At 68.3% G+C, this 20572-nt stretch carries 13 protein-coding genes and 1 pseudogene; 6 read left to right on the top strand and 8 right to left on the bottom strand.

Features of this window, described 5'->3' with window-relative positions; all coding sequences use genetic code 11:
* Positions 1-21 precede the first annotated feature (21 nt).
* A complete protein-coding gene (locus tag SACE_RS12670; protein WP_231849994.1) occupies positions 22-1518 on the bottom strand; it encodes a flavin-containing monooxygenase in 1497 nt (498 codons plus the stop codon).
* On the bottom strand, positions 1515-8621 hold the full coding sequence (locus tag SACE_RS12665) for a type I polyketide synthase (RefSeq protein ID WP_009950505.1): 7107 nt from the start codon (positions 8619-8621) through the stop codon (positions 1515-1517). Before SACE_RS12665 ends, SACE_RS12670 begins: the two co-directional genes overlap by 4 nt.
* A 401-nt stretch (positions 8622-9022) precedes the next feature.
* Between SACE_RS12665 and SACE_RS12660 the strand changes: the two genes are divergently transcribed.
* The 5 genes from SACE_RS12660 to SACE_RS40100 all read left to right on the top strand — a co-directional run bounded on the left by SACE_RS12660 (position 9023) and on the right by SACE_RS40100 (position 15118).
* Positions 9023-10018, top strand: coding sequence for a YdcF family protein (locus SACE_RS12660; protein ID WP_009950507.1), 996 nt, complete (start codon positions 9023-9025; stop codon positions 10016-10018).
* Positions 10019-10075: 57 nt separating this feature from the next.
* Positions 10076-11164 carry a VanZ family protein gene (locus SACE_RS12655; protein ID WP_231849993.1) on the top strand — a complete coding sequence of 363 codons (1089 nt, stop codon included), beginning with the start codon at positions 10076-10078 and terminating at the stop codon, positions 11162-11164.
* Between the two features lie 81 nt (positions 11165-11245).
* Positions 11246-12631, top strand: coding sequence for a GMC family oxidoreductase (locus SACE_RS12650; RefSeq protein ID WP_231849992.1), 1386 nt, complete (start codon positions 11246-11248; stop codon positions 12629-12631).
* Positions 12632-13328: 697 nt separating this feature from the next.
* On the top strand, positions 13329-14513 hold the full coding sequence (locus SACE_RS12645; RefSeq protein WP_021342228.1) for a DUF418 domain-containing protein: 1185 nt from the start codon (positions 13329-13331) through the stop codon (positions 14511-14513).
* A 383-nt stretch (positions 14514-14896) separates the two neighbouring features.
* Positions 14897-15118 carry an HNH endonuclease gene (locus SACE_RS40100; protein ID WP_081468439.1) on the top strand — a complete coding sequence of 74 codons (222 nt, stop codon included), beginning with the start codon at positions 14897-14899 and terminating at the stop codon, positions 15116-15118.
* On the opposite strand, the gene SACE_RS12635 is transcribed toward SACE_RS40100, so the two are convergent.
* Both SACE_RS12635 and SACE_RS12630 read right to left on the bottom strand, forming a co-directional pair.
* Positions 15115-16209 (bottom strand): IS630 family transposase, encoded by a 1095-nt coding sequence (locus SACE_RS12635; RefSeq protein WP_011873748.1) that lies wholly within the window; start codon positions 16207-16209, stop codon positions 15115-15117. The genes SACE_RS40100 and SACE_RS12635 overlap by 4 nt on opposite strands.
* A 158-nt stretch (positions 16210-16367) precedes the next feature.
* Positions 16368-17627 carry an IS701 family transposase gene (locus SACE_RS12630; RefSeq protein ID WP_408005362.1) on the bottom strand — a complete coding sequence of 420 codons (1260 nt, stop codon included), beginning with the start codon at positions 17625-17627 and terminating at the stop codon, positions 16368-16370.
* 153 nt (positions 17628-17780) lie between these two features.
* Between SACE_RS12630 and SACE_RS37565 the strand changes: the two genes are divergently transcribed.
* Entirely contained in the window at positions 17781-17963 is a 183-nt protein-coding gene (locus tag SACE_RS37565) for a hypothetical protein (RefSeq protein ID WP_009951650.1), read from the top strand.
* A gap of 29 nt (positions 17964-17992) precedes the next feature.
* On the opposite strand, the gene SACE_RS12625 is transcribed toward SACE_RS37565, so the two are convergent.
* From SACE_RS12625 to SACE_RS12610, 4 genes and pseudogenes are all read right to left on the bottom strand, one after another.
* Positions 17993-18742: an SDR family oxidoreductase gene (locus SACE_RS12625; RefSeq protein WP_031334623.1), complete on the bottom strand. Its 750-nt coding sequence runs from the start codon at positions 18740-18742 to the stop codon at positions 17993-17995.
* The gene (locus tag SACE_RS12620) at positions 18709-19200 is read right to left on the bottom strand and encodes an Rrf2 family transcriptional regulator (RefSeq protein WP_009951250.1); all 492 of its coding nucleotides are present in this window, start codon (positions 19198-19200) and stop codon (positions 18709-18711) included. The genes SACE_RS12625 and SACE_RS12620 overlap by 34 nt, the downstream gene beginning before the upstream one ends.
* 127 nt (positions 19201-19327) lie before the next feature.
* Positions 19328-19611: pseudogene (locus SACE_RS12615) on the bottom strand (helix-turn-helix domain-containing protein); the annotation flags it as partial.
* Between the two features lie 278 nt (positions 19612-19889).
* The gene (locus tag SACE_RS12610) at positions 19890-20528 is read right to left on the bottom strand and encodes a GntR family transcriptional regulator (RefSeq protein WP_009951252.1); all 639 of its coding nucleotides are present in this window, start codon (positions 20526-20528) and stop codon (positions 19890-19892) included.
* Positions 20529-20572 lie beyond the last annotated feature (44 nt).

Here is a 20572-nt window from a genome sequence, read left to right as displayed (position 1 = left end):
AGTCGCGCTGCCAATACCAGGTCAGCGAGCGCGCATGAACTCCCGGTTCTGAAGCGGTATAAAGACGAAATCACGCCGACGCAGCCTGCGGAGCCGCCAGCGGTACTCCAGCGTGGAGCCCGGCCACAGCACGGTGCCGGACGGCGAGCCGTTCTGATACCAGCTGCGGCAGCCACCCGCGAGCCAGACCGTGCGACCGGACCTACCGCGCAGCTCGTCCTGGAAGCGTCGCTCCGCCTCCGGCCGGACGGCGAGCGCCCGCGCACGAGCCGAGCGGGTCGCACGGATCGCGCGGACGACGTACCGCGCCTGCGCCTCGATGTTGACCACGACGGCGGTGTAGGGGACGACGCCGTTGGGACCGAGGAGCACGAACATGTTGGGGAAGCCGGGTACCGCGACACCGTTGTAGGACCGCGGGGCGCTGAGCCATTCGTCCTTGAGCACGCGCCCGTCGACGCCTTCGATGTGAATCCGATCGTACGAGCCGGTCACGTCGAACCCCGTGGCGTAGATGACCGCGTCGGTCTTGTGCTCGTTGCCGGCATCGTCGACGACGGCGTCCGACCGCAGGGCGACCGGTTGGCCCGCGACGACGTGAACGTGCGGTGCGTTGAGCGTCCGGTAGTACTCGTTGGAGAAGAGCACGCGTTTGCAACCCATGCGGTACTTCGGGGTCACCACATCACGCAGCGCGGCGTCGTCGATCTGGTCTTCGATCTGCCTGAGCACCACCTGTTCAGCCACCCGCATCGCATCCGGGCGGCTGTGGAACCCGATGCCCCTCTTCTCGCGGCGCAGGTAGATCCTGAGCCTGTGCAATGCCTGTGTCCAGGGCAGCCAGCGGAACAGGCGCTGACGCCAGGCGGGGACGGGAGTGTCGGCCTTCGGCAGCACCCATGCCGCGGTTCGCTGGAAGACCGTCAGTTCCGAGGCCCTTTCGGCCAGATGTGGAACGAGCTGGACGCCGGAGGCGCCCACGCCCACGAGCGCCACACGCTTGCCGGTCAGGTCGGCGTCGTGGTTCCAGCACGAAGAATGCCAGACATCTCCACTGAAGGAGTCCGCACCGGGTAGGTCGGGTACCTGTGGAGCGTGCAGGCCGCCGACCCCGAGGATGAGGAAGCGGCCGATGTAGGTAGTCCCGGACGCGGTGGAGACAATCCACTCACCGGTGCTGGATTCCCACCGCGCTTCGGTCACTTCAACACCGAAGCGGATCCGCGGCAGCAGACCACGGCGCCGGGCGACGGTTCGCAGGTACCCGAGAATTTCGGCTTGGCCGGCGAAGGCGGCGCTCCAGTCCGGTTTGCGTTCCCGAGAATAGGAGTACAGAACCGACTCGACGTCGCATGACGCGCCCGGGTAGGTGTTGTCGCGCCATGTTCCCCCAACATCATGCGCCTTCTCCAGGACGAGGAAGTCCACGCCGGACCTCGCCAGTTCGATGGCTTGACCGAGGCCGGACATACCAGCTCCGATGATCAGCACTTCCGTGCGCACCATGTCATCACTCATCGCGGGTCCTCGCTGAGGAAGCGAGCGATCTCGGGCCACAGGTGAACCCATGGCTCACCGGCGTGGTCGTTGTCGTGGCCCAGACCGGGTACGGTGACCAGCTGAGCGGGCAACCCGAGCTGCTGCGCCCGGTCCGCCAAGTGGTGGGCCTGAGCGACGGGCACGATCTCGTCGGAATCGCCGTGCACGAGGAGCAAGGGGGTTGTGACCGCCTCCAAGAGGCTCATCGGTTGTCGCTGCGGCGCGGCGAGGTAGGCATTGACCTCGGCCGACCCGGTCTCGGCTCGCTCCGGCAGCAGCGCCCCGGGACTGGACTGCTCGGCCGCCATCAGGACACCCGGGTCGTACAGACCCATGATGAGCACGGCACGGTGCCATACTGACGGCTCGCGGGCCAGCGCGAGCAAGGCCGAAGAGCCACCCCGGCTCGTACCGAGAACGCTCATCCGCGCCGCGTCGATCTCGGGCAGCTCCGCGATGTAGCGGGCCGCGGCGACGACGTCGTCGATGTCGAGGCCGCCCATCTCGGGGCGTGCGCGGTAATCCGCGCCGTGCCCGGGTGCTCCGCGCTGGTCGACGGTGAAGACCGCGAACCCGGCCGCGTGCAGCGGGGTGTGTTCGCTGATGTGGGCGTAGCGCCCCTCGTCGTCCAATGCCCCGCCCTCTCCCGAGGTGCACACCACCACTGCCGGGTGCGGTCCGGGACCCGCGGGCAGACTGAGGTGTCCGTAGATCGTCAGGCCGTCCGATGACACGAATTCATGCATGACGATGTCCTCGAGCGGGCGGAACGTGTCCACCGGCGCCCGCTCCAGCTCGTCGGCCAGCAGGCCGGCCAGGCTGGTAACCGTCAGGTCTCGCTGAAGTCTGACGGCCGGTACCGCGACACCGAGCGTGTTCTGGAGCAGGACCCTCAGTTCCACCGCGGCCAGGGAATCGATGTCGACCGCTTGCTGATCGTCGAGCTGCTGGTCCGAGAGTCCTGTAATCCGTTGCAGAAGAGGTGTGACGAGCTCTGGCAGCAGGGCGGCGCGTTCCTCTGAGGTGGCGTTCCGCAAGCGCTCCGGTACCGACGCCTGCCCTCCGGCATCCGGACCGGCGGCCGGGACGAGCGTGCGGTACCGGGGCAACGGGGCCAGTTGGGGATTGGCCTGCGCCCAGCGCTTCCAGTCGATGTCGGCCACCGACGCCTCCACCGGAGCGGTGCGCACCAGCGCCTCCAACTCGGCGACCAGCCGTGCGGGTGGCAAGCCGATGTGTCCGTTGCGGCGCAGCACGTTGCCCACGGTGCCGTTCCGGCTGACAGCCACGCCGACCTCGTCGATCATCCCCCAGCCCACGCTGGTGGCCGGCAGACCGCGAGCGCGCCGGTAGCGCGCCAGGGCGTTGAGGAACTCATTGGCCGTCGCGTAGGCGCCCGCCGCGGCGGCGCCGATCTGCGCCGCGACCGACGAGAACAGCACGAAGAAGTCGAGGTCGCAGGACTCGCTCAGCAGATGCAGGTTCCAGGCCCCGTCCGCTTTCGGCCTGGTGGCCGCCACCAGTCGCGCGGCGTCGGTGTCGGAGAGCACCACATCGTCGAAGTCGGCCGCGGCGTGGATGATGCCCCTGACAGGAGGCATCTGCGCGCGCACCCGCTCGAAGACCCCTTCCATCAGGTCGCGGTCGCCCACGTCAGCCTGCTCGACACGAACCTCGACTCCCCGGCCCGTCAGATCGGCCACCGCCCGCTCGGCCTCGGGAGTGGCGATGCCGCGCCGGCCCGTCAGCACCAGATGACGCGCGCCGCGGTCGGCCAACCACGCCGAGACCGCGAGTCCCAGCCCGCCCAGGCCTCCGGTGATCACGTAGGTGCCGTCGTGGCTGATCGGTGATTCGGTGATCGACGAGGCCGGCACCGCAACCGGTTCGCGTGCGACGCGGACGACGATCTTGCCGTTGTGCTCGCTGTGCGTCATCGCGCGGAACGCGGTAGCCACCTCCGCGGCCGGCACTTCGGTGACCGGCAGCGGAGCGACCGCTCCTTCGTCGTAGAGGTCCGCGACCTCGCGCATGCAGGTGCGGACGCGTTCGGGATCCAGGAGCATCATCTGGTCGTAGTCGAACGCGTGGAACGACAGGGCACGGTGGAAGGGAGCCAGGCGCAACGCGTGGTCCGCGGCGATGTCGGCCTTGCCCAGCTCGACGAAGCGGCCGAACGGCCGCAGCAGGCCGATGCTCTTGTGCAGTGCCTCGCCGGACAGCGAGTTGACGACGACGTCAACCCCCGCACCGTCGGTCCAGCGCAGGATGTCGTCGGCGAATGCCGTGGACCTGGAATCGGACACTCCGGCCACGCCCTCGCGGCGAAGGAGCTCCCTGCGCTGCTCGCTCCCCGCAGTCGCATACACCTCGGCGCCGAGCCACATCGCGATGCGCACCGCCGCCAGCCCGACCCCGCCGGCACCCGAGTGCACCAGAACCCGGTCGCCGCGCCGCACGCCGGCGAGCCTCACCAGCGACTGGTGTGCTGTGACCGCCGGCAACAGCGACGCGGCCTGGGCCAGCGACAGCGTCGTCGGCTTCTTGACGACACGGACCTCGTCGAGCGTCACGTGTGAGCCGAAGAGGTCGCGGCTGTGGGCGAAGACCTCGTCGCCGGGCCGGAGCCCCGAGACGACTTCGCCGACCCGGAGGACGGTGCCCGAGCACTCCAGCCCGAGCGTCTCCCGTGAAAGGCTGCCCTCCATTGCCTCCGGGTCCAGCAGCCCGGTCGCCTTGAGTACGTCCTTGAAGTTGAGCCCGGCGTAGGCGACCTCGATCTCGACTTCGTTCGGCCCCGGAGACCGTCGGCCCGTGGCCTCGAACCCGAGGCCGTCAAGCCCCGCGTGGCCGTTGCGAAGGCGGACCGGAGTGCTGTCGGTGCGGGTGCTCACGTGCCGCAGCGGGGACCGGTCCGCGGCGTGTTCGAGCCTGCGGACGTACCGGCTGCCACCGCGCAGCGCCACCTCGTCCAGGGCGTCATGGGTGAACTCGGCGAGCAGCGCCTCGACAACCCGATCGGCGGCGACGTGGACCTCGGCGTCGACGTCGATGAGCCTGCAGCGCAGCTCCGGGCGCTCGGCGTTGACCACCCGGCCGAACCCCCACACCGACGCCGCGGACGGGTCCGTCGTGGCATCGTCGGGGCTGACGCTCTGCGCACCCGAAGTGACCAGGAACAACGGCACATCGATACCGGACAGGGCCTGCACCAGTTGCAAGGGTGTCGTGACGGGCGCGCATGCCGGCGCGTCGCGCACGCCGGCGTCGCTGACGTGGATCACACCCCGGCACGTCGAGTCACCGCCGAGGGCGGCCACCACCTCCGCGGGCCACTCCTGCCCGCTCGGCGCGATGTGCAGCACCTTGCCGCCCCGTTCGGACAGTCCTTGGTCGAGAACCGCCGCGTTCGCCGGCGAGCTGACGACGATCCAGGTGCCCTCCGCGTCGCCGGTGCCCTCCAACTGCTCCGGATGCCAGGCGTGCTCGTAGTACAGCTCCTGCGATCCGCTCTGCTGCTCGGTGTCGTCCTCGGCCAGCCGCTGTGCTCGCAACCCGATGACTTCGGCGACGACCTCGCCGCCATCGGTGACCAGTGTCAGGTCGCACTCAAGGCGTCCGGGGACCGTGCTGCGCCGGTCGCTTCCGTGCAGCCAGAGCCGCTTGCCGGGTGAGCGGAAGAAGCGCAGTTCGCCGATGCTGGCCGGCACGTAGGTGGCACCCCGGGCGTCCTTGGAGAACCGCAGCGCACCGGCGATCACGGCCTGCAGGGCCGCGTCGAGTAGTGCCGGATGCAGGCGGTATCCCCGTGCGTCGACGGTGTCGAGGCTCAGCTCGGCGAAGACCTCCCCGGTCTCCTCCCGGTACCACAACTGGTCGACCGCGCGGAACGCCGGACCGTAGTTGAGGTTGCTGCCGTCCAGTTGTGCGTACACCTCGTCGTGGCCGACCGGCGTCAAGGCCCGCGTCAGCTCCGCCAGTGTCTCGGTGCGGGGTTGCGGCAGCCGCGGACGGGCAAGGTCAGGGCGACGCAGTTGCGCGTGCAGCGTCCAGACGGCTTCGTCGTCCTGCCCGCGACTGTGCAGCGTTACGAGACGATGGTCAGGGTCGTAGCCGATGCGCAGCGTGGTGATGGAGCGTGCTTGGAGCGCGAGCGGGCGCTGGAAGACGACGTCCTCGAGGACGCAGGGAACGTCGTCCGGGAACATGGCCAGCGCCGCTTCGAGGTATCCGGAGCCGGGGAAGACCACCGTCTGCCCGATTCGGTGATCAGCCAGGTACGGGAACTCGGCCGCCGAGAGTTCGACATCGCGGACCGGTGTGGCGGCTGCGACGGCGCGCCCGCCCAGCCGTGGGCCGTCAGCGCCCAGCCGCGCCTGCCGGGACGCCGCCGACTCAACCCAGTGGCGCTCTCGCTGCCAGGGATAGCGCGGCAGTTCGAGCCGCTCGCGCGGACCCGGATGAACGCGTTGCCAATCCAGCTCGACACCGCACGCGTACAGGCCACCGAGGGTTTCCAGTACCTGCTGGCGCTGCGGGCGGTCTCGGCGAAGCGAGGCGAGCCGCACGGCGTCGCTGCCGCGCTCGGCCAGGGCCTCGTCGATCGCCGTCGCCAGGACCGGGTGCGGTCCGACCTCCAGGACGGCATCGGGCGCGAACGCCAGCAGCTTGCGTATCGCCGCGGCGAACCGCACCGGTTGCCGGACGTTGCCCCACCAGTACCCGGCGTCCAGTTCCGTCCCCTTCACCCCATCGCCGGTCACGGTGGAGAACAGCGGAATCCTGGCCTCGCGCGGCCGGATTCCACGTAGCGCAGCCAGCAACGGCTCGTGGATCTCGTCCATCTGATGGCTGTGGTAGGCCACCTCGACCCGCAGCACCTTCACCGACGCACCGGAGTCGCGCAGGCGCTCCGTCACCACGTTCATGGCGTCGGGGTCGCCGGACAGCGTCGTCGAGGACCGACTGTTGACCGCGGCGATGTCCACTCCCTCGACGAGGTGCTGTCGCACAGCCTCCGCTGGTACGTCGACCGCCGCCATGCCGCCTCGGCCGGCGAGGCGTGCCTGGAGACTCGCACGGTGAAAGCTGACCGCCAGCGCGTCCTCCAGCGAGTACACACCCGCCGCGTACGCCGCGGCCACCTCACCGACGCTGTGTCCCACGATCAACGCGGGCTCGACGCCCCAGTCACGCCAGAGCGCGGTGAGCCCGGCCTGCACCACGAAGTTGGCGACCTGCGCGTACAGCGTCTCGGTCAACCTGGAACTTTCTTCCTCACGCAGCAGCTCGTCGGAGATCGACATGCCGAAGCGCTCCAGCACCTCGTCGCACGCGGCCACGACCTCGGCGAAACGGGGCTCCTCACGCAGCAGCTCGCGACCCATCCCCCACCACTGCGGCCCCATACCGGTGTAGACGAACGCCACCTCGCTGTGCGTCGCCCGGCGCGCGGAGACATCCATCTGCCGTAGTTGCTCCGCCGCCTGCGCCGGGTCACCGGCCACGACGAAAGTCCGCAGTGGATGGTGATCTCGCTGCCGGGAGGCCGCTCGGCACACCCGCTGCAGAGCCGGGCCCTCCGGCTGCTCCAGAAGCGTCGCGTACGCATCGGCCTGCGCACGCAATGCCTCCGGGCTGCGTGCCGACAGCACCAGCAGCTGGGGGCTGCCGTCGTCGTGCTCGTCGTTCGCCGCAGGACGAGCGCCCGGTGCCTGCTCGAGGACCGCGTGCGCGTTCGTCCCACCGAAACCGAAGGAGTTGACGCCGGCGCGTCTCGGCCCGGACTGTTGGGGGAACGGGACCATCTCCGTAGGAACCCGCAGCGGCAGGGTGTCGAACGGGATGTTGGGGTTGGGCCGCTCGAAATGCAGGTTCGGCGGGATGAGGCCACGCTCGAGGCACAAGCTCGCTTTGATCACCCCGGCGACTCCTGCAGCCGCCTCGGTGTGGCCGATGTTGGACTTCACCGAGCCGATGCAATGCGTCCGGATCGAGTCGCCGAGCACTTCACCGATCGCCGTAGCCTCGATGGGGTCACCCACCGCGGTTCCAGTGCCATGAGCCTCGAAGTAGCCGACCGAGTCAGGCGCCACACCGCCGATCCGGCACGCCTGCCGGATCACCGCACGCTGCGCTTCAGCACTCGGCACGGTGATTCCCGGGGTACGGCCGTCCTGGTTCACCGCGGTCCCCCGGACCACGGCGTAGACGTGGTCGCCGTCGCGCTCGGCGGCTGCCAGGGGCTTGAGCACGACGATGCCGGCGCCTTCACCCCGCACGTATCCGTTGGCGCGGTGGTCGAACGACCTGCAACGGGCGTCGGGCGAGAGGAACTGGCCCTTCGACATCAGGATCGTGGTGACGGGATTGACCATCACGTTCACGCCGCCGGCCACCGCGAGGTCGCACTCGCCTCGGGCCAGCGCGGCGCACGCCTGATGGACGGCCACCAGCGACGACGAGCAAGCGGTGTCCATGGTCAGGCACGGTCCGCGCCAGTCGAAGACGTACGAAAGCCGCGCGGAGAGTATGGTCATGCTCACGCCGGTCGAGGTGGCAGCGCTGACCAGGTGGCGGTTCGCCTCCGACAGCTGGTGGGTCGCCGCGTCGAAGGTGAACCCTCCGATGTAGGTACCCACATTCGCCGCGGCGGTCGAGCTCGGCGGGATCCCCGCGTCTTCGAACGCTTCCCAGGTCACTTCGAGCAGCAGTCTCTGCTGGGGATCCAGTGCCGCGGCTTCCCGAGGGGGCATGCCGAAGAATCCGGCGTCGAACCGGTCGACGGGCGCGCGCAAGAATCCACCCTCGCGAACGAGCATCCGGCTGGGCGTCGCGGGGTCCGCGTCGAAGAACGCGTCCGCGTCCCACCGGTCTTCCGGGGTCTCGACGATGGCGTCCGTACCGGAGGCGATCAGCTCCCAGAAGCTGCGCGGGTCTTCTATGCCGCCGGGGTAGCGACAACCTATGCCGACGATGGCGACCGGATCGTGCTCGAAAGTCTCACCGTCCCGCTCAGTGACCAAGTCAGGGCCGGCCTGTTCCGGACCCGTGTAGGCCACATGGGCCGCAGGTGAGACCATGACAAACTCCTCCGCGGGGACAGTTAGCAGCGATCGTCTTCGGTAAATGTAAGTCCCGGGCGACCATGAACGGACGTGGTTTTGCCCCGAAGGACATCACAGCCTGCATCTCTGTCCCCGGCGGAGATAACTTTTGAATGACCGGGCACGCTGGCCATCGGTTTCTCTCTTGCTCTCTCGAGCAACGAGTCCGATCGGCGCTTGCCTGCTTCCGGGAGAGTGGGATGCCGCGTCCACTGCCTGCCAGTTCCCAGTCCTTGGGTGGACCGCAACGCCGAGTCCAATGTCCAACCAGACACAAGTCGATTCGGCGCCTCGCCACTGTCTATCGAATTTCTGAGATCGAGTGGACCCGTCGGGCGTATGGCTGCGGCGCCTACTGGTCGGCTAGCCTTCCGGCCATGCTTCTGTTTGGGGCCGCCGGGGCCCTCTTCCTGCTGTTCATCGTCAGTTTTCTCTATGATCGCCGACTCGTACGCAACGGCGTTTACCTGTTCTTCGCCCTGGTTCCGTCGGTCTGCGGACTGCTCCTGGCGCTGAGCGCGGTCTCCAAGCCGACGGCTGCCATCGCGCTTGTGGTGCTGGTCTTCCTGGTTCCCCTGTCCACTGTGGTGCTGGCCGGGTTCTTGATCGCCAACGGGCTGACGATGCTGCGTCGCGAGGGCAGGCGCCTGGCGAACCTGCTCTCGTTGGCAGCGGGAGTCGGCATCATCGCCTTGATCGCGCTCAGGGCCCTGGCCAACAGCACCAGGTGGCGGCCGTTGCAGGTCGCGATGGACGCGGTGGGCAGCGTGCTCGCCTATGTCTCGCTGCTGTTCGTGTGCTTCCTTCTGTACGCGTTCGTCTACGGCATGCTCCGGCATCGGCGCGATGTCGACTTCGTCGTGGTGCTCGGTTCAGGGCTGATCGGCTCGCGGGTGCCGCCGCTGCTGGCCAGCCGGCTCGACCGGGGGCGGGAGGTGTTCGAGACAGCGCAGGCGAAGGGCCGTGACCCCATGCTCGTGGTCTCGGGCGGACAGGGGCCCGGTGAAGACGTGCCCGAGGCGCGCGCGATGGCCGACTACCTCGGCTCCCGCGGTGTGCCCGAAGACCGGATCCTGATCGAGGACCAGTCGCGCAGCACCGAGGAGAACCTGCGTTTCAGCAAGGCGATCATGCAGGAGCGCCGATCGGACTACCGCTGCCTGGTGGTCACCAACAACTTCCACGTTATGCGGGCGGCACGCACCGCCCGCAGCGAGAAGGTCAACGGCCAGGTGATCGGCTCGCGGACCGCGCGCTACTTCTGGCCCAGCGCCATCATCCGGGAGTTCATAGCGATCTTCCTGGCGCACCGGGTGCTGAACCTCGGCATGTGCGCACTGCTGATCAGCACCAGCGTCCTGTCCGCATTGTGATCAAACAATCTGCTCGGCGAGGGGAAACATGTTGTGAGTACGCGAATGGTGCCGGCGGTGCTGGCGATCGCGATCGGGCTGGCGCTTGCAGTGATGCTGTTCGTCCCATATGTCGCACAGCAATACCGGCGACGCGGAGAGTTCGGCATTGGCAATGCCGCGCTCGCCTTCACCGGTCTGTTGTACGGCCTGGGCCTGATCGCTTACGTCCTCATACCGTTGCCGGAGTTGACACCGGATTTCTGCGCCACCTCAGGAATGTGGCCGCCGCAGTGGGTGCCGTTCAACTTCCTGCACGACATGCAGAAGGAGGCCGTTGGCGTCGGGCTGGGAGCGACACTGCGCAATCCGGCATTGACGCAGGTGCTGCTGAACGTGTCGCTCTTCGTGCCGCTGGGCATGTTCGTCCGGCACATGTTCGGCCGCAGCGTGGCGGCCACCACGGTCATCGCTCTGGCCTGCTCGTTGCTGATCGAGGTCACGCAGGTGACCGGGATCTGGTTCCTGTACCCGTGTCCTTATCGGCTGTTCGATGTGGACGATCTGATGGCGAACAGTCTTGGCGGCTTGGCTGGTGCGCTGGCTGCGCCCGTTCTGCGCGCCGTGCCCGGGCAGCGGCTCACCGCCGAGCCGGGAGCCCCGCGTCCGGTCACCAGGTCCAGGCGGCTTCTGGCGTCCCTGTGCGACCTGCTGCTCTTCCAACTCTCAACCGTCCTGGTCAGCTCGATCTGCACCGTGCTGGGGATCTTCCCCACCCGCCAGGCGGACCAGCTCGCCGCTTCCTGGTTGCCGTGGTTCGTGCTCGTCATCGCACTTCCCCTGGCAGGCAGCGCGACCAGCATCGGCCAGCGCATCGTGCACCTGCGAGTGACCACCGCTGACGGGCACCCACCGGGCGTCGGACCGCGACTGGTGCGGAGCCTGGCAGGTACCGGCGGTTATCTGCTACTGGTACAGCTTGGCGAGCTCCCCGGCGGACCGTCCGGCCTGGCCGCCTTCTCTGTCCTGGCTGGCATCTTCCCGGTGGCCTCGCTCATCGGACTGTTCACCACATCCGGATACCGGGGCCTTTCCTGTGCTGCCGCACGGCTGCGGATGACCGACGCCCGCACACCGCTCCGGCAACCAGACGTCGTGAGCGCGTAACCGGGTCGGCACGCGACTTGGGCAAACCTATGATCGGCAGCCTCGCACGGTGACGTGGCGTCCACCTCGGACAGTTGGCCGGTGCCGATTCCGACACCGGCCAACCCCAGGATCTGTTTGACGAGCGGCGTCAGCCGCTTGGGGCGCGGGACTCCCGTCGCACCGCCACCGCACCGGCGATCGGGGAGTGATTCCGCGGACCGCACGCAAGAACACCGGACGCGGTTCCGGTCCCGGCAAGGTCCGCTGGGCGGCGACTACGACGGTTGGGTCGCGCAAGGCTGCACCCGCTGGGGCTGGGACGACGTCCGGCCGCTGTTCCTGCGATCGGAGGACCACCTGGCCGGTGCCGACGCCCATCACGCGACCGGCGGGCCGCTGCCGGTCAGCCCGATCACCGACCCGCACCCCACCTCGCAGGCGTTCGTCGACGCCGCCCTCGCCGCGGGCCACAAGCGCAACGAGGACTTCAACGGCGAGGACATGCGCGGTGCCGGCTTCAACGAGATGACCGTCCGCGACGGCCGCCGGATGAGCGCCTGGCAGAGCTTCGCCGCACCGATCCTCGGCCACCCGGCGCTGACCGTCACCACCGACGCCCTGATCGACCGGGTCGTCGTCGAGAACGGCCGCGCGGTCGGCGTCGAGTACGTCCTGGGCGGCGAGCGGCACGTCGCGCGCGCCGGCGCGGAGGTCGTCCTGTCCGCGGGCACCATCGACTCGCCCGCGATCCTGCTCCGCAGCGGCATCGGCCCGGCGGCCCACTTGCGCGACCTCGGCATCGACGTCGTCGAGAACCTCGCCGGTGTCGGCGAGAACCTGCACGACCACCCGCTGATCAGTGTCGTCTACGAGTCCACCAAGCCGCTCCCGGACGGGCAGGCGAACCTGCTGGAGGCCCAGTTCTACGCCGACAGCACCGGCTGGACCGGGGCCGCGCCGGACCTGCAGCCGCTGTTCCTGCACCTGGTGTACCCGGCCGAAGGCTACGAGATGCCCGAGCACGGCTACACCATCGCCGCGGGGCTCGTCGCGCCCAAGTCCCGGGGGACGCTGCGCCTGGCCTCGGCCGATCCCGCCACGCCGGCGCTGGTCGACCCGCGGATCCTCGCCGACCCGTACGACCTCGAGGCGCTGTGCGACGCGATCGAGATGAGCCGCGAGGTCGGCGCGCAGCAGGCCTTCGACCAGTGGCGCAAGCGCGAGGTCGCCCCGGGGCCGGAGGCGACCTCGCGGGACGACATCCGCGAGTTCGCCCGCCGCTCGGTCGGGACCTACCACCACCAGGCCGGTACCTGCCGGATGGGCGTGGACGAACTCGCCGTCGTCGACCCGGACCTGCGGGTCCGCGGGATCGAAGGGCTGCGGGTCGCGGACGCTTCGATCATGCCGGTCGTGCCGTCCTGCAACACCAACGCTCCATCGATCAGGATCGGCGAGAAGGCCGCGGACCTGATCACCGCCTAGAACCCGCAGACGGGTCTTGCGAACCTCACCGGCCGCGGACGGCCGGAGCCGCCCTGCATGAGCAGGCACTCGCGCTTGGCGTGCCCAGTGAGGTCATCGAATAGTGCCCACCACGCCCGCGAATCAGTTCGGAAGCACACGGCTTGTCGCGCAACGCTTGGTCTACCTAAACGATGTCTCGTAACCCGGTGATCTTGTGGGCGGGTGAACCTGGGATGTCGCGAAGCGGCTCCCGCGCCGATCAGATCGGTAGTGGCACGGTGACGATTCATGATCGATCGTCGTGCACGTTGTGGGAGGCGCCGACGTGGCGGGCAGGCCGCGCGCCCGGTCGGATTGAGAGTGCGTCGCCCGGCCGGCGTCGCCGCTCGGCGGAAAGTCCGCCCGGCTCCTTCCGGCCAGCGGCGGCGGCGCGTGGTCCTGACTCAGGTTCTAACGCTGGGCGCGGTACTGGCCACCTTGGTTTGGCCATCCCACAGGCCATCAGCGTGCAAGCCACGGCACCGGTCCGGACAGCCGGGACCGGTGGTACGGAGCGCACCGCTCCCGGCCGCCGAACCGCCCATATCGAACGATCCGCCTCGGGCGACCTGCCTGGGCGGCAGCCGGGTGGCCGATACCGGAGTGGCCTAAAGGATTATGGCTTCTGACCGGATGATTGATCCAGGATCGGGCCGTGCCAGCGGATGCTGGAGCCGTGACAACGATTGAGCACACGGAACGGATCTCCACCGAGTTACCCGCGAAGACAGCCCGGCTGGTCGGGCTCGACGTGGCGCGCGGACTTGCCGTGTTCGGCATGTTCGCCGCACACACCATCCCGGTCGGCTGGCTGCACGATCTGGTCAGCGGGCGCGCCGCCGCGTTGTTCGCGGTGCTGGCAGGTGTGTCGATCGCGCTGATGAGCGGCGGGGCGACGCCGTTCGCCGGCGCGCGGCGAGGCGGTTCCCGGATGCGGATCGCGATCCGTGCGGTGCTGCTGTTCCTGCTCGGCCTCGCGCTGAGCACTTTGCACGCGCCCGCGATGGTGATCCTCGCCTTCTACGGTGTGCTGTTCCTGCTGTCAGTCCCGCTGTTGCGGCTGCGCACGCAGGCGCTCGCGATGTTGGCCGCGGCGTTCGCGGTCGGCGGGCCGCTGCTGTCGTTCGTCCTGCGGCAGGGCATCGAGATGGACGAGATGGGCTACCACCCGACATTCGCGGAGTTCACCTCCGTCGCAGGGCTGTGGAAGCTCTGCCACGGTCTGCTGCTGACCGGCGCCTACCCGGTGCTGACCTGGCTGCCATTCCTGCTGGCCGGGATGGCGCTCGGGCGGCTGGAGCTGCGGGCCGTACGCGGCCGGCTGATCGCGATCGGCATCGGCCTGGGCGTGCTCGGGTATGGCGGGTCTTGGCTGGCGTTGAACGTGTTCGGCGGCCGCGAACACTTGCTCTCACTCATGCCGCCGGGAATGCCACCGCAGATGATCGACATGGTGCTGTCCTCCGCCTTGGGGACCGTGCCCACCCATGACCCGGTGTTCCTGCTGACCGCCAGCGCGCACAGCGGCACGCCGTTCGAGATCGTTGGGGCCTCCGGCGTCGCCATCGCGGTGATCGGCCTGTGCCTGTTCGGCGAGCGGCTGCGTGGCGTGCTGGTTCCGATCTCCTCGGTCGGGGCACTCGCGCTGACCGCCTACGTCGGGCACCTGCTGGCGCTGAAGGCGGTCGGCAGTGACCGGCTCGGCCAGGTGATCTCCGAACACCTGTACCTGCCGTGGCTGGTGCTGGTCGCCGCGGCCATGCTGATCACGACCACGTGGCGGCGGATTCTCGGGCGCGGGCCCCTGGAGTGGGCGCTGCACCGCGCTTCGGCCTGGCCGGCGCGGCTGGTCTCGCGCTGATCGAGATGAGCATGGGGGCCGGGCCAGTATTCCCGGCCCCCATGGTGTTCTCACAGCCGGGCTTCGTGCGACCAGGCGCGCATAACCGCGACGCGTGCGACGGCCAGCAGACCGACGCCGAGCGCGGTGCTGACCGTGGCGCCGGACACGCTGGCCGGCAGCCAGGTGGTGAGCGCAGCCAGCGCCTACACGGCGGCCAGCGTCGCTGGGTTGAGGCGGTCGAGTGCGCGTTGCAGCAGCGGCCGGTGTGTCGACCACGTTGACCGAACCGGTGCGCGGCCGTTTCTATGCGAAGGCCGCCGAGGCCGACGAGAACGCGTGCACGCGGTGGCGCGCGGGCGCAGCCGTAGGCCTACGGAGCGTTCGGGCTCTCGGGCCGAGCGATGGTCGGCGCACACCGCGTCGCCTACGTCCTCGCCTCCGGGGAGGACATCCCGCCTGGGATGATGCTCGATCAAACCTGCCGCGTGCGGCGGTGCGTCAGCCCCGACCACCTGCGCGTGACGCGTGGTGCTACCTACCGCGGCGCGGCATCCCGTCCTGCCCTACCAAAGCGGTGCGCGACCTGGCCCCGCCGCTCTTCCGACTCTGAGGACACGTCCTAGTGTCGTGAGTCGTTAATTCGTTGGCAGTAGGCTGCGAGGGTTTGGAAGATTTCGTCGGCGGTCTTGGTCCAGACGAAGGGTGTGGGGTCGGCGTTCCAGGATTCGATCCAGGCGCGGACGTCTGCTTCGAGTTCGGTGACGCTGCGGTGGGCGGATCGGCGGAGTTTGCGGTTGGTCAGCTCGGCGAACCACCGTTCGACGAGGTTGAGCCAGGAGGCGCTCGTGGGGGTGAAGTGCACGTGGAAGCGCGGGTGGCGCAACAACCATTTCTTGATCACGGGTGTCTTGTGCGTCGCGTAGTTATCACAGATCAGGTGCAAGTCCAGTTCGGCGGGAGTGTTCTTGTCGATGGTCTTCAGGAATTTCAGGAACTCCTGATGGCGGTGCCGCCGGTAGTGCTGGCTGATGATGGATCCGGTGGCCACGTCCAGGGCGGCGAACAGGCTGGTGGTGCCGTGCCGGACATAGTCGTGGGTCATGCGCGCCGGGGTGGTGGGCATGACCGGCAGGATCGGCGCGGTGCGATCCAGAGCCTGTATCTGGGATTTCTCATCGACGCAGAGGACCAGGGCGTTTTCCGGTGGGTCCAGGTAGAGGCCGACGACGTCTCGGACCTTTTCCACGAACAGCGGATCGGTGCTGAGCTTCCAGGTCTGCACCAGGTGCGGCTTGAGCTCAAAAGCCCGCCAGATCCGGGAAATCGCCGTCTGCGACATCCCGACCGCGTTCGCCATCGAACGAGTCGACCAATGCGAGTCCTCGTTCGGCGGCGCCTCCTCCAGTGTCTTGGCGATCACGGTTTCGACCTGTTGGTCAGTGATCGTGCGCGGGGCACCCGGCCGGGGCTCGTCCGACAATCCCTCCAGGCGATCAGCGACAAAGCGGCGGCGCCACTTCGTCACCGTCGGAGGGGAAATCTGCAACTGCCGCGAGACGTCCATGTTGGACACTCCCTCGGCGCAGGCGAGCACGATCCGTGCCCGCAACGCCAACGCCTGCGCGGTTTTCGGGCGACGCGCCCACCTCTGAAGCGTCTCCCGTTCAGCGTCCGTCAACGCCAAATCGGGCAAACGCGGACCTCTACGACCCATCACCAAAACATACAACAAACTTCCAACTCAGGACACTAGTAGGGCTTTGTTAGGTCGGTAATCGGTCGTGGTTGGGTTCCAGGGGCGGTGGCAGGTGTGGCAGGCGCCGGTCCAGACGGCCAGCAGGGTCTGGAGTTCGCGGACGACGGCATACAGGGTCAGGCCGGCGCAGGGGCTTTTGGGTCGTAGCGCAGCTGGGTGCAAATCGCCTGGGCAAGGCTGACCAGGGTGACGTGGCGGTACCAGCCAGCCAGGCTGCGGCCTTCGAAGTGATCGAGGCCGAGGCCGGTTTTGAGTTCGCGGTAATCGTGCTCGACGCGCCAGCGCTGTTTGGCGAGTTGCACCAGTTCGCGCCGGGGCGTGTCGGTGGGCAGGTTGGACAGCCAGTAGTCGGTGGGCTCGGGCTCGCGCGGGGGCCATTCGGCCAGCAGCCAGCACGCGGGCAGGCTGCCGTCGGTGGCCCGCGGGATCTGGCGGTTGGCCGGGCGCACCCGCAGCACCAGGAAGCGCGAGCGCATCGCACCGGTGCGGTTATGCGGGGTTTTCTTGCTGCCGTGACGCCAGGTCACCTGATGCAGGCTTCCTCGTCCGGCGGCCAAGGCGAGCTCGCGCAGGGTGGTCGGCTTGCTCGGATAGCCCGGCTGCGGCGGGCGGCCAGTGCCCGACCATGTCGGTGTCACCGGCACCACGTCGTGCGGCTGGGCACTGGTGCTGGCCTTGACCGCGACGACATAGTTCAGGCCCCGCTGGTCCAGCCCGAGGCGGAAGGCGGTGGCATCCCCGTAGCCACTATCGGCCACTACCGGCCGATCAGACAGGCCCGAGTCCGTCCTCGCCTCGTCGAGCATATCCAGCGCCAGGCGCCACTTCTCCCGGTGCCGGACTTCGTCGCCGATCTTGCATCGGGCGCGGCGACGGCGGATCGCCGCGGCGGTCTCGGCATCGTCGGTGGTCTGATCGTCCCAGCTGGCCGGCAGAAACAGGCGCCAGTTCACCGCCGCCGAGGCCCAATCCGTGGCCAGGTGCAGACTCACGCCGATCTGGCAGTTGCCGGTCTTGCCCAGCGTGCCCGAATACTGCCGGGCCACCCCCGGCGAGTCAGCGCCGTCCTTGACAAACCCCGTGTCATCCAGCACCCACGCCCGAGGCTCGATGAAGTCCTCAGCCCAGCCGGCCAACCGCCGTCGCACCGCGGCATCGTCCCAGGTCGACGAGGAAATGAACTGCTGCAAACCCTGATGATCCACCCCAAGCCGCTCGGCCATCGGCTGCATCGACTTGCGCTGACCATCCAGCAGCAACCCCCGCAGATACAACTCGCCCTTGGCCCGCTGATCCCGCCGCGGCACCCCCGCCAGCATCTCCGCCGCGAACGCCTCCACACGCGGCCGCACGACCTGCATCTCCTCCGGAGTCACAACAAAATCATCACACAGAAGATCAACAACCCAACAAAGCCCTACTAGGGATGGCCACCGACATCCGCGGCGCGCAGGATCGGACCATGGGCGGACTTCTCGGAGACGTGCCGGCCGATCTCGGCATCGACGACGACGGCGGGTGGCGCCTCGGTGGCCGCGTGCCTGCTGGCTGCGGCCGAGCCGGCGCTCGCCCGGTCCGGGCGGCGACCCGAGGTCGCGCTCGACTCCGACCATGTGGTGGCGGCCGTGCGCAGCGACGGCCTGCTGCGCGATCCCCGCGGCCAGGGGGTGAACGCATTCGCGCCAATTCCTGCAGTGTGGGGCCGAGAGTGACCGGTGAAGACAAGTGAGACTGCGGGCAGTCAGATCTGGTTGAGGCCGCCGTCGACGAAGAGTTCGGTACCGGTGACGAAACTGCTTTGGTCGCCGGCGAGGAAGAGAGCCGCGGCGGCTGCCTCATCCGGGCGGCCCATGCGCCCCAGGGGAACCTGGCTCGCGAAGAAGGCCCACAGCTTGGCTGCCTCATCCGGATTGGGGGCGAGGCCGGCGGTGCCGGGTGTTGCGATGGGCCCGGGGACGAGGGTGTTGACACGGATCTTGCGATGCTTGAGCTCATTGGCCCAGGTTCGGGAAAAAGAACGGACGGCTGCCTTGGACGCGGCATAGACGCCGAACGCCTCGCCACCGGAACCCGCCGCGGTGGAGCCGGTGAGGATCACCGAGGCTCCGTCATTCAGCAGGGGAAGCGCCTTTTGGACGGTGAAGAGCATGCCCCTCACGTTGGTGCCGAAGGTGATGTCGAAGTGCTCTTCGGTGACATGCTCCAGGGTGGAGAATTCGCCACCGCCGGCGTTGGCGAAGAGCACATCCACGCGCCGCCCCTGGTCGGCGACGGCAGCGTAAAGCCGGTCGATATCGCTGAGATCGGACACGTCGCCCCGGACGCCGGTGGCGTTCGAACCGATCTCGGAAAGTGCAGTGTCAAGTGCCTCCTGCCGTCGCCCGGTAATGAACACATGCGCACCCTCGGCGGCGAATCGCTTGGCGCTGGCCAATCCGATCCCACTGTTACCACCGGTTACGATGGCGGTCTTTCCGTCAAGTTGCCCCATGGCAGATCATGCTCCAGTTCGGTGGGATCAGAGCCGGCCAAGACATCCCTGAGCACATCGGCCAGCGTTATGCACTCCAACTCGGCGCGAACGGCTTGCTCGACGCGCGCGTACGCGAGACGCATCACGGGCCGGATACCGGAACCGATCGGACAGTCGAGATTGGGCTCGGAGCGGTGCACGGCGAACAGCGGCGCCGGCTCGATCGCCTCGTACACGTCCCGCAGGGTCATCTCTTCCAGCGGTCTGGCGAGTACCCATCCCGCCTCAGCGCCCCGTCGAGAGTGCACCAGCCCGGCATCGCGCATCCGGCCGAGCAGTCTCCGGATCACGACGGGGTTGGTGTTGACGCTGCCCGCGATCCTCTCGGATGTCGCGGTTCCACCCTCGCGTCGATGGTGCAGTTCGATCCACGTCAGAGCGTGCGCTGCCACGGTGAGCCGGCTGTTGCCCGCCACGAGATCACCTCCCTCAAAGTAACCATAATGGTTACATCGAATGCCGTCAAAGGGTCGCCGACAGAAGACGCGAGCGCGGACTTCGAGGGCCCGAGCAGCAAGGGCAACCGCCGTAACAGCAGGTCGCCTGCACGTTCATCCCGTGCCTCTTGTGTTTCCCGGAGCAATCGGCAGGAGTTCGACGGCCTCGGTGACATACCGGTAGGCGGTCGTGGTTGCGATGCCGAATCCGGCTGCGAGCTGGGCGTACGTGTACCCCACCCGCAGGTGGGCGAGTGCGAGCAGGGCCTGGCGGCCGGCGCTCAGGCGCCGCCAGCGGGAGCCGATCGCGCGACGGTGCCGCCGCAGGCGGGTGAACAGGAAGCGCAGGGCAGAACCGGAGACATCGACGCCCGACGGGTGGACAAGCACATGCGAAGCCTCTGGTGGAGACGGTTCTCTTCGTCGAAAACCCCTCCACCAAGGGCTTGTCACCACAACGTCGACGTCCTCAGCCCCGCCGACGTCGCCGAAACCGTCGCGTATTTCGCATCGGTGCCACGACACGCCAACCTCACCGAAAATCACCACCCTGCCCACGGCGCAAGCCGTCTGACCAGCAGCCGGCGGCACGAGTCCCACCGCTGGGCGCCAGCGACACCGCTGAGCTGAACCGGAGGAGGTGGATCTTCTTCAGCGGCGGCTGTCCGTCAGTCGAGGTAGATGCCGATGTGCTTGGTGATCTCGGTCTCGGCGCGTTGCGGGTCGCCGGAACCGAGGGCGTCGAGGAGTGCGCGATGCTGTTCGACCACGGCGTGCGGGCTGCCATGATGCGGGGCGTCGCGGAGGAAGTACGCCCGCACCCGGGGCTGGATCGTGCGCCAGATCTGCAGCGACTGCGTATGCTGCGCGGCCGCGATCACGGTCTCGTGGAACGTGACATCGAGGTCGGCGAGACGCCGCGCGTCGAGCGGCTGGGCCGCTGATTCCATTCGCCGCACGATCACCTCGAGTGCGGCGAGGAGTTCCTCGTTCCACGCCTTCGCCGCGTCGCGGAACGCGACCTTCTCGATGACGAGACGGATCGGCACGAGAATGTCGGAGATCTCCTGCTGGGTGATCTCCGCGACGACGGCACCGCGATAGGGGTGCGAGACGATGAGCCCCTCCCGTTCGAGCACCATGATCGCTTCGCGGACCGGTCCGCGGCTGATGCCGTAGTCCGCGGAGATGTCGCGCTCGACGAGCCTTTCACCGGCTGCGAGTTCACCTGAGGCGATGCGTTCGCGCAGGTTGCGCAGGATCCAGTCGCGTCGTGACTCGGGCGGCGAAGCTGGCAGGGCCGACATCGTGCAGGGCTCCTTCATCGGGTGCCCCCACCATAGCAAATGGC

The organism is Saccharopolyspora erythraea NRRL 2338 (assembly GCF_000062885.1).
GTDB lineage: Bacteria > Actinomycetota > Actinomycetes > Mycobacteriales > Pseudonocardiaceae > Saccharopolyspora_D > Saccharopolyspora_D erythraea.
This window is presented reverse-complemented; position numbering and strand designations above follow the sequence as displayed.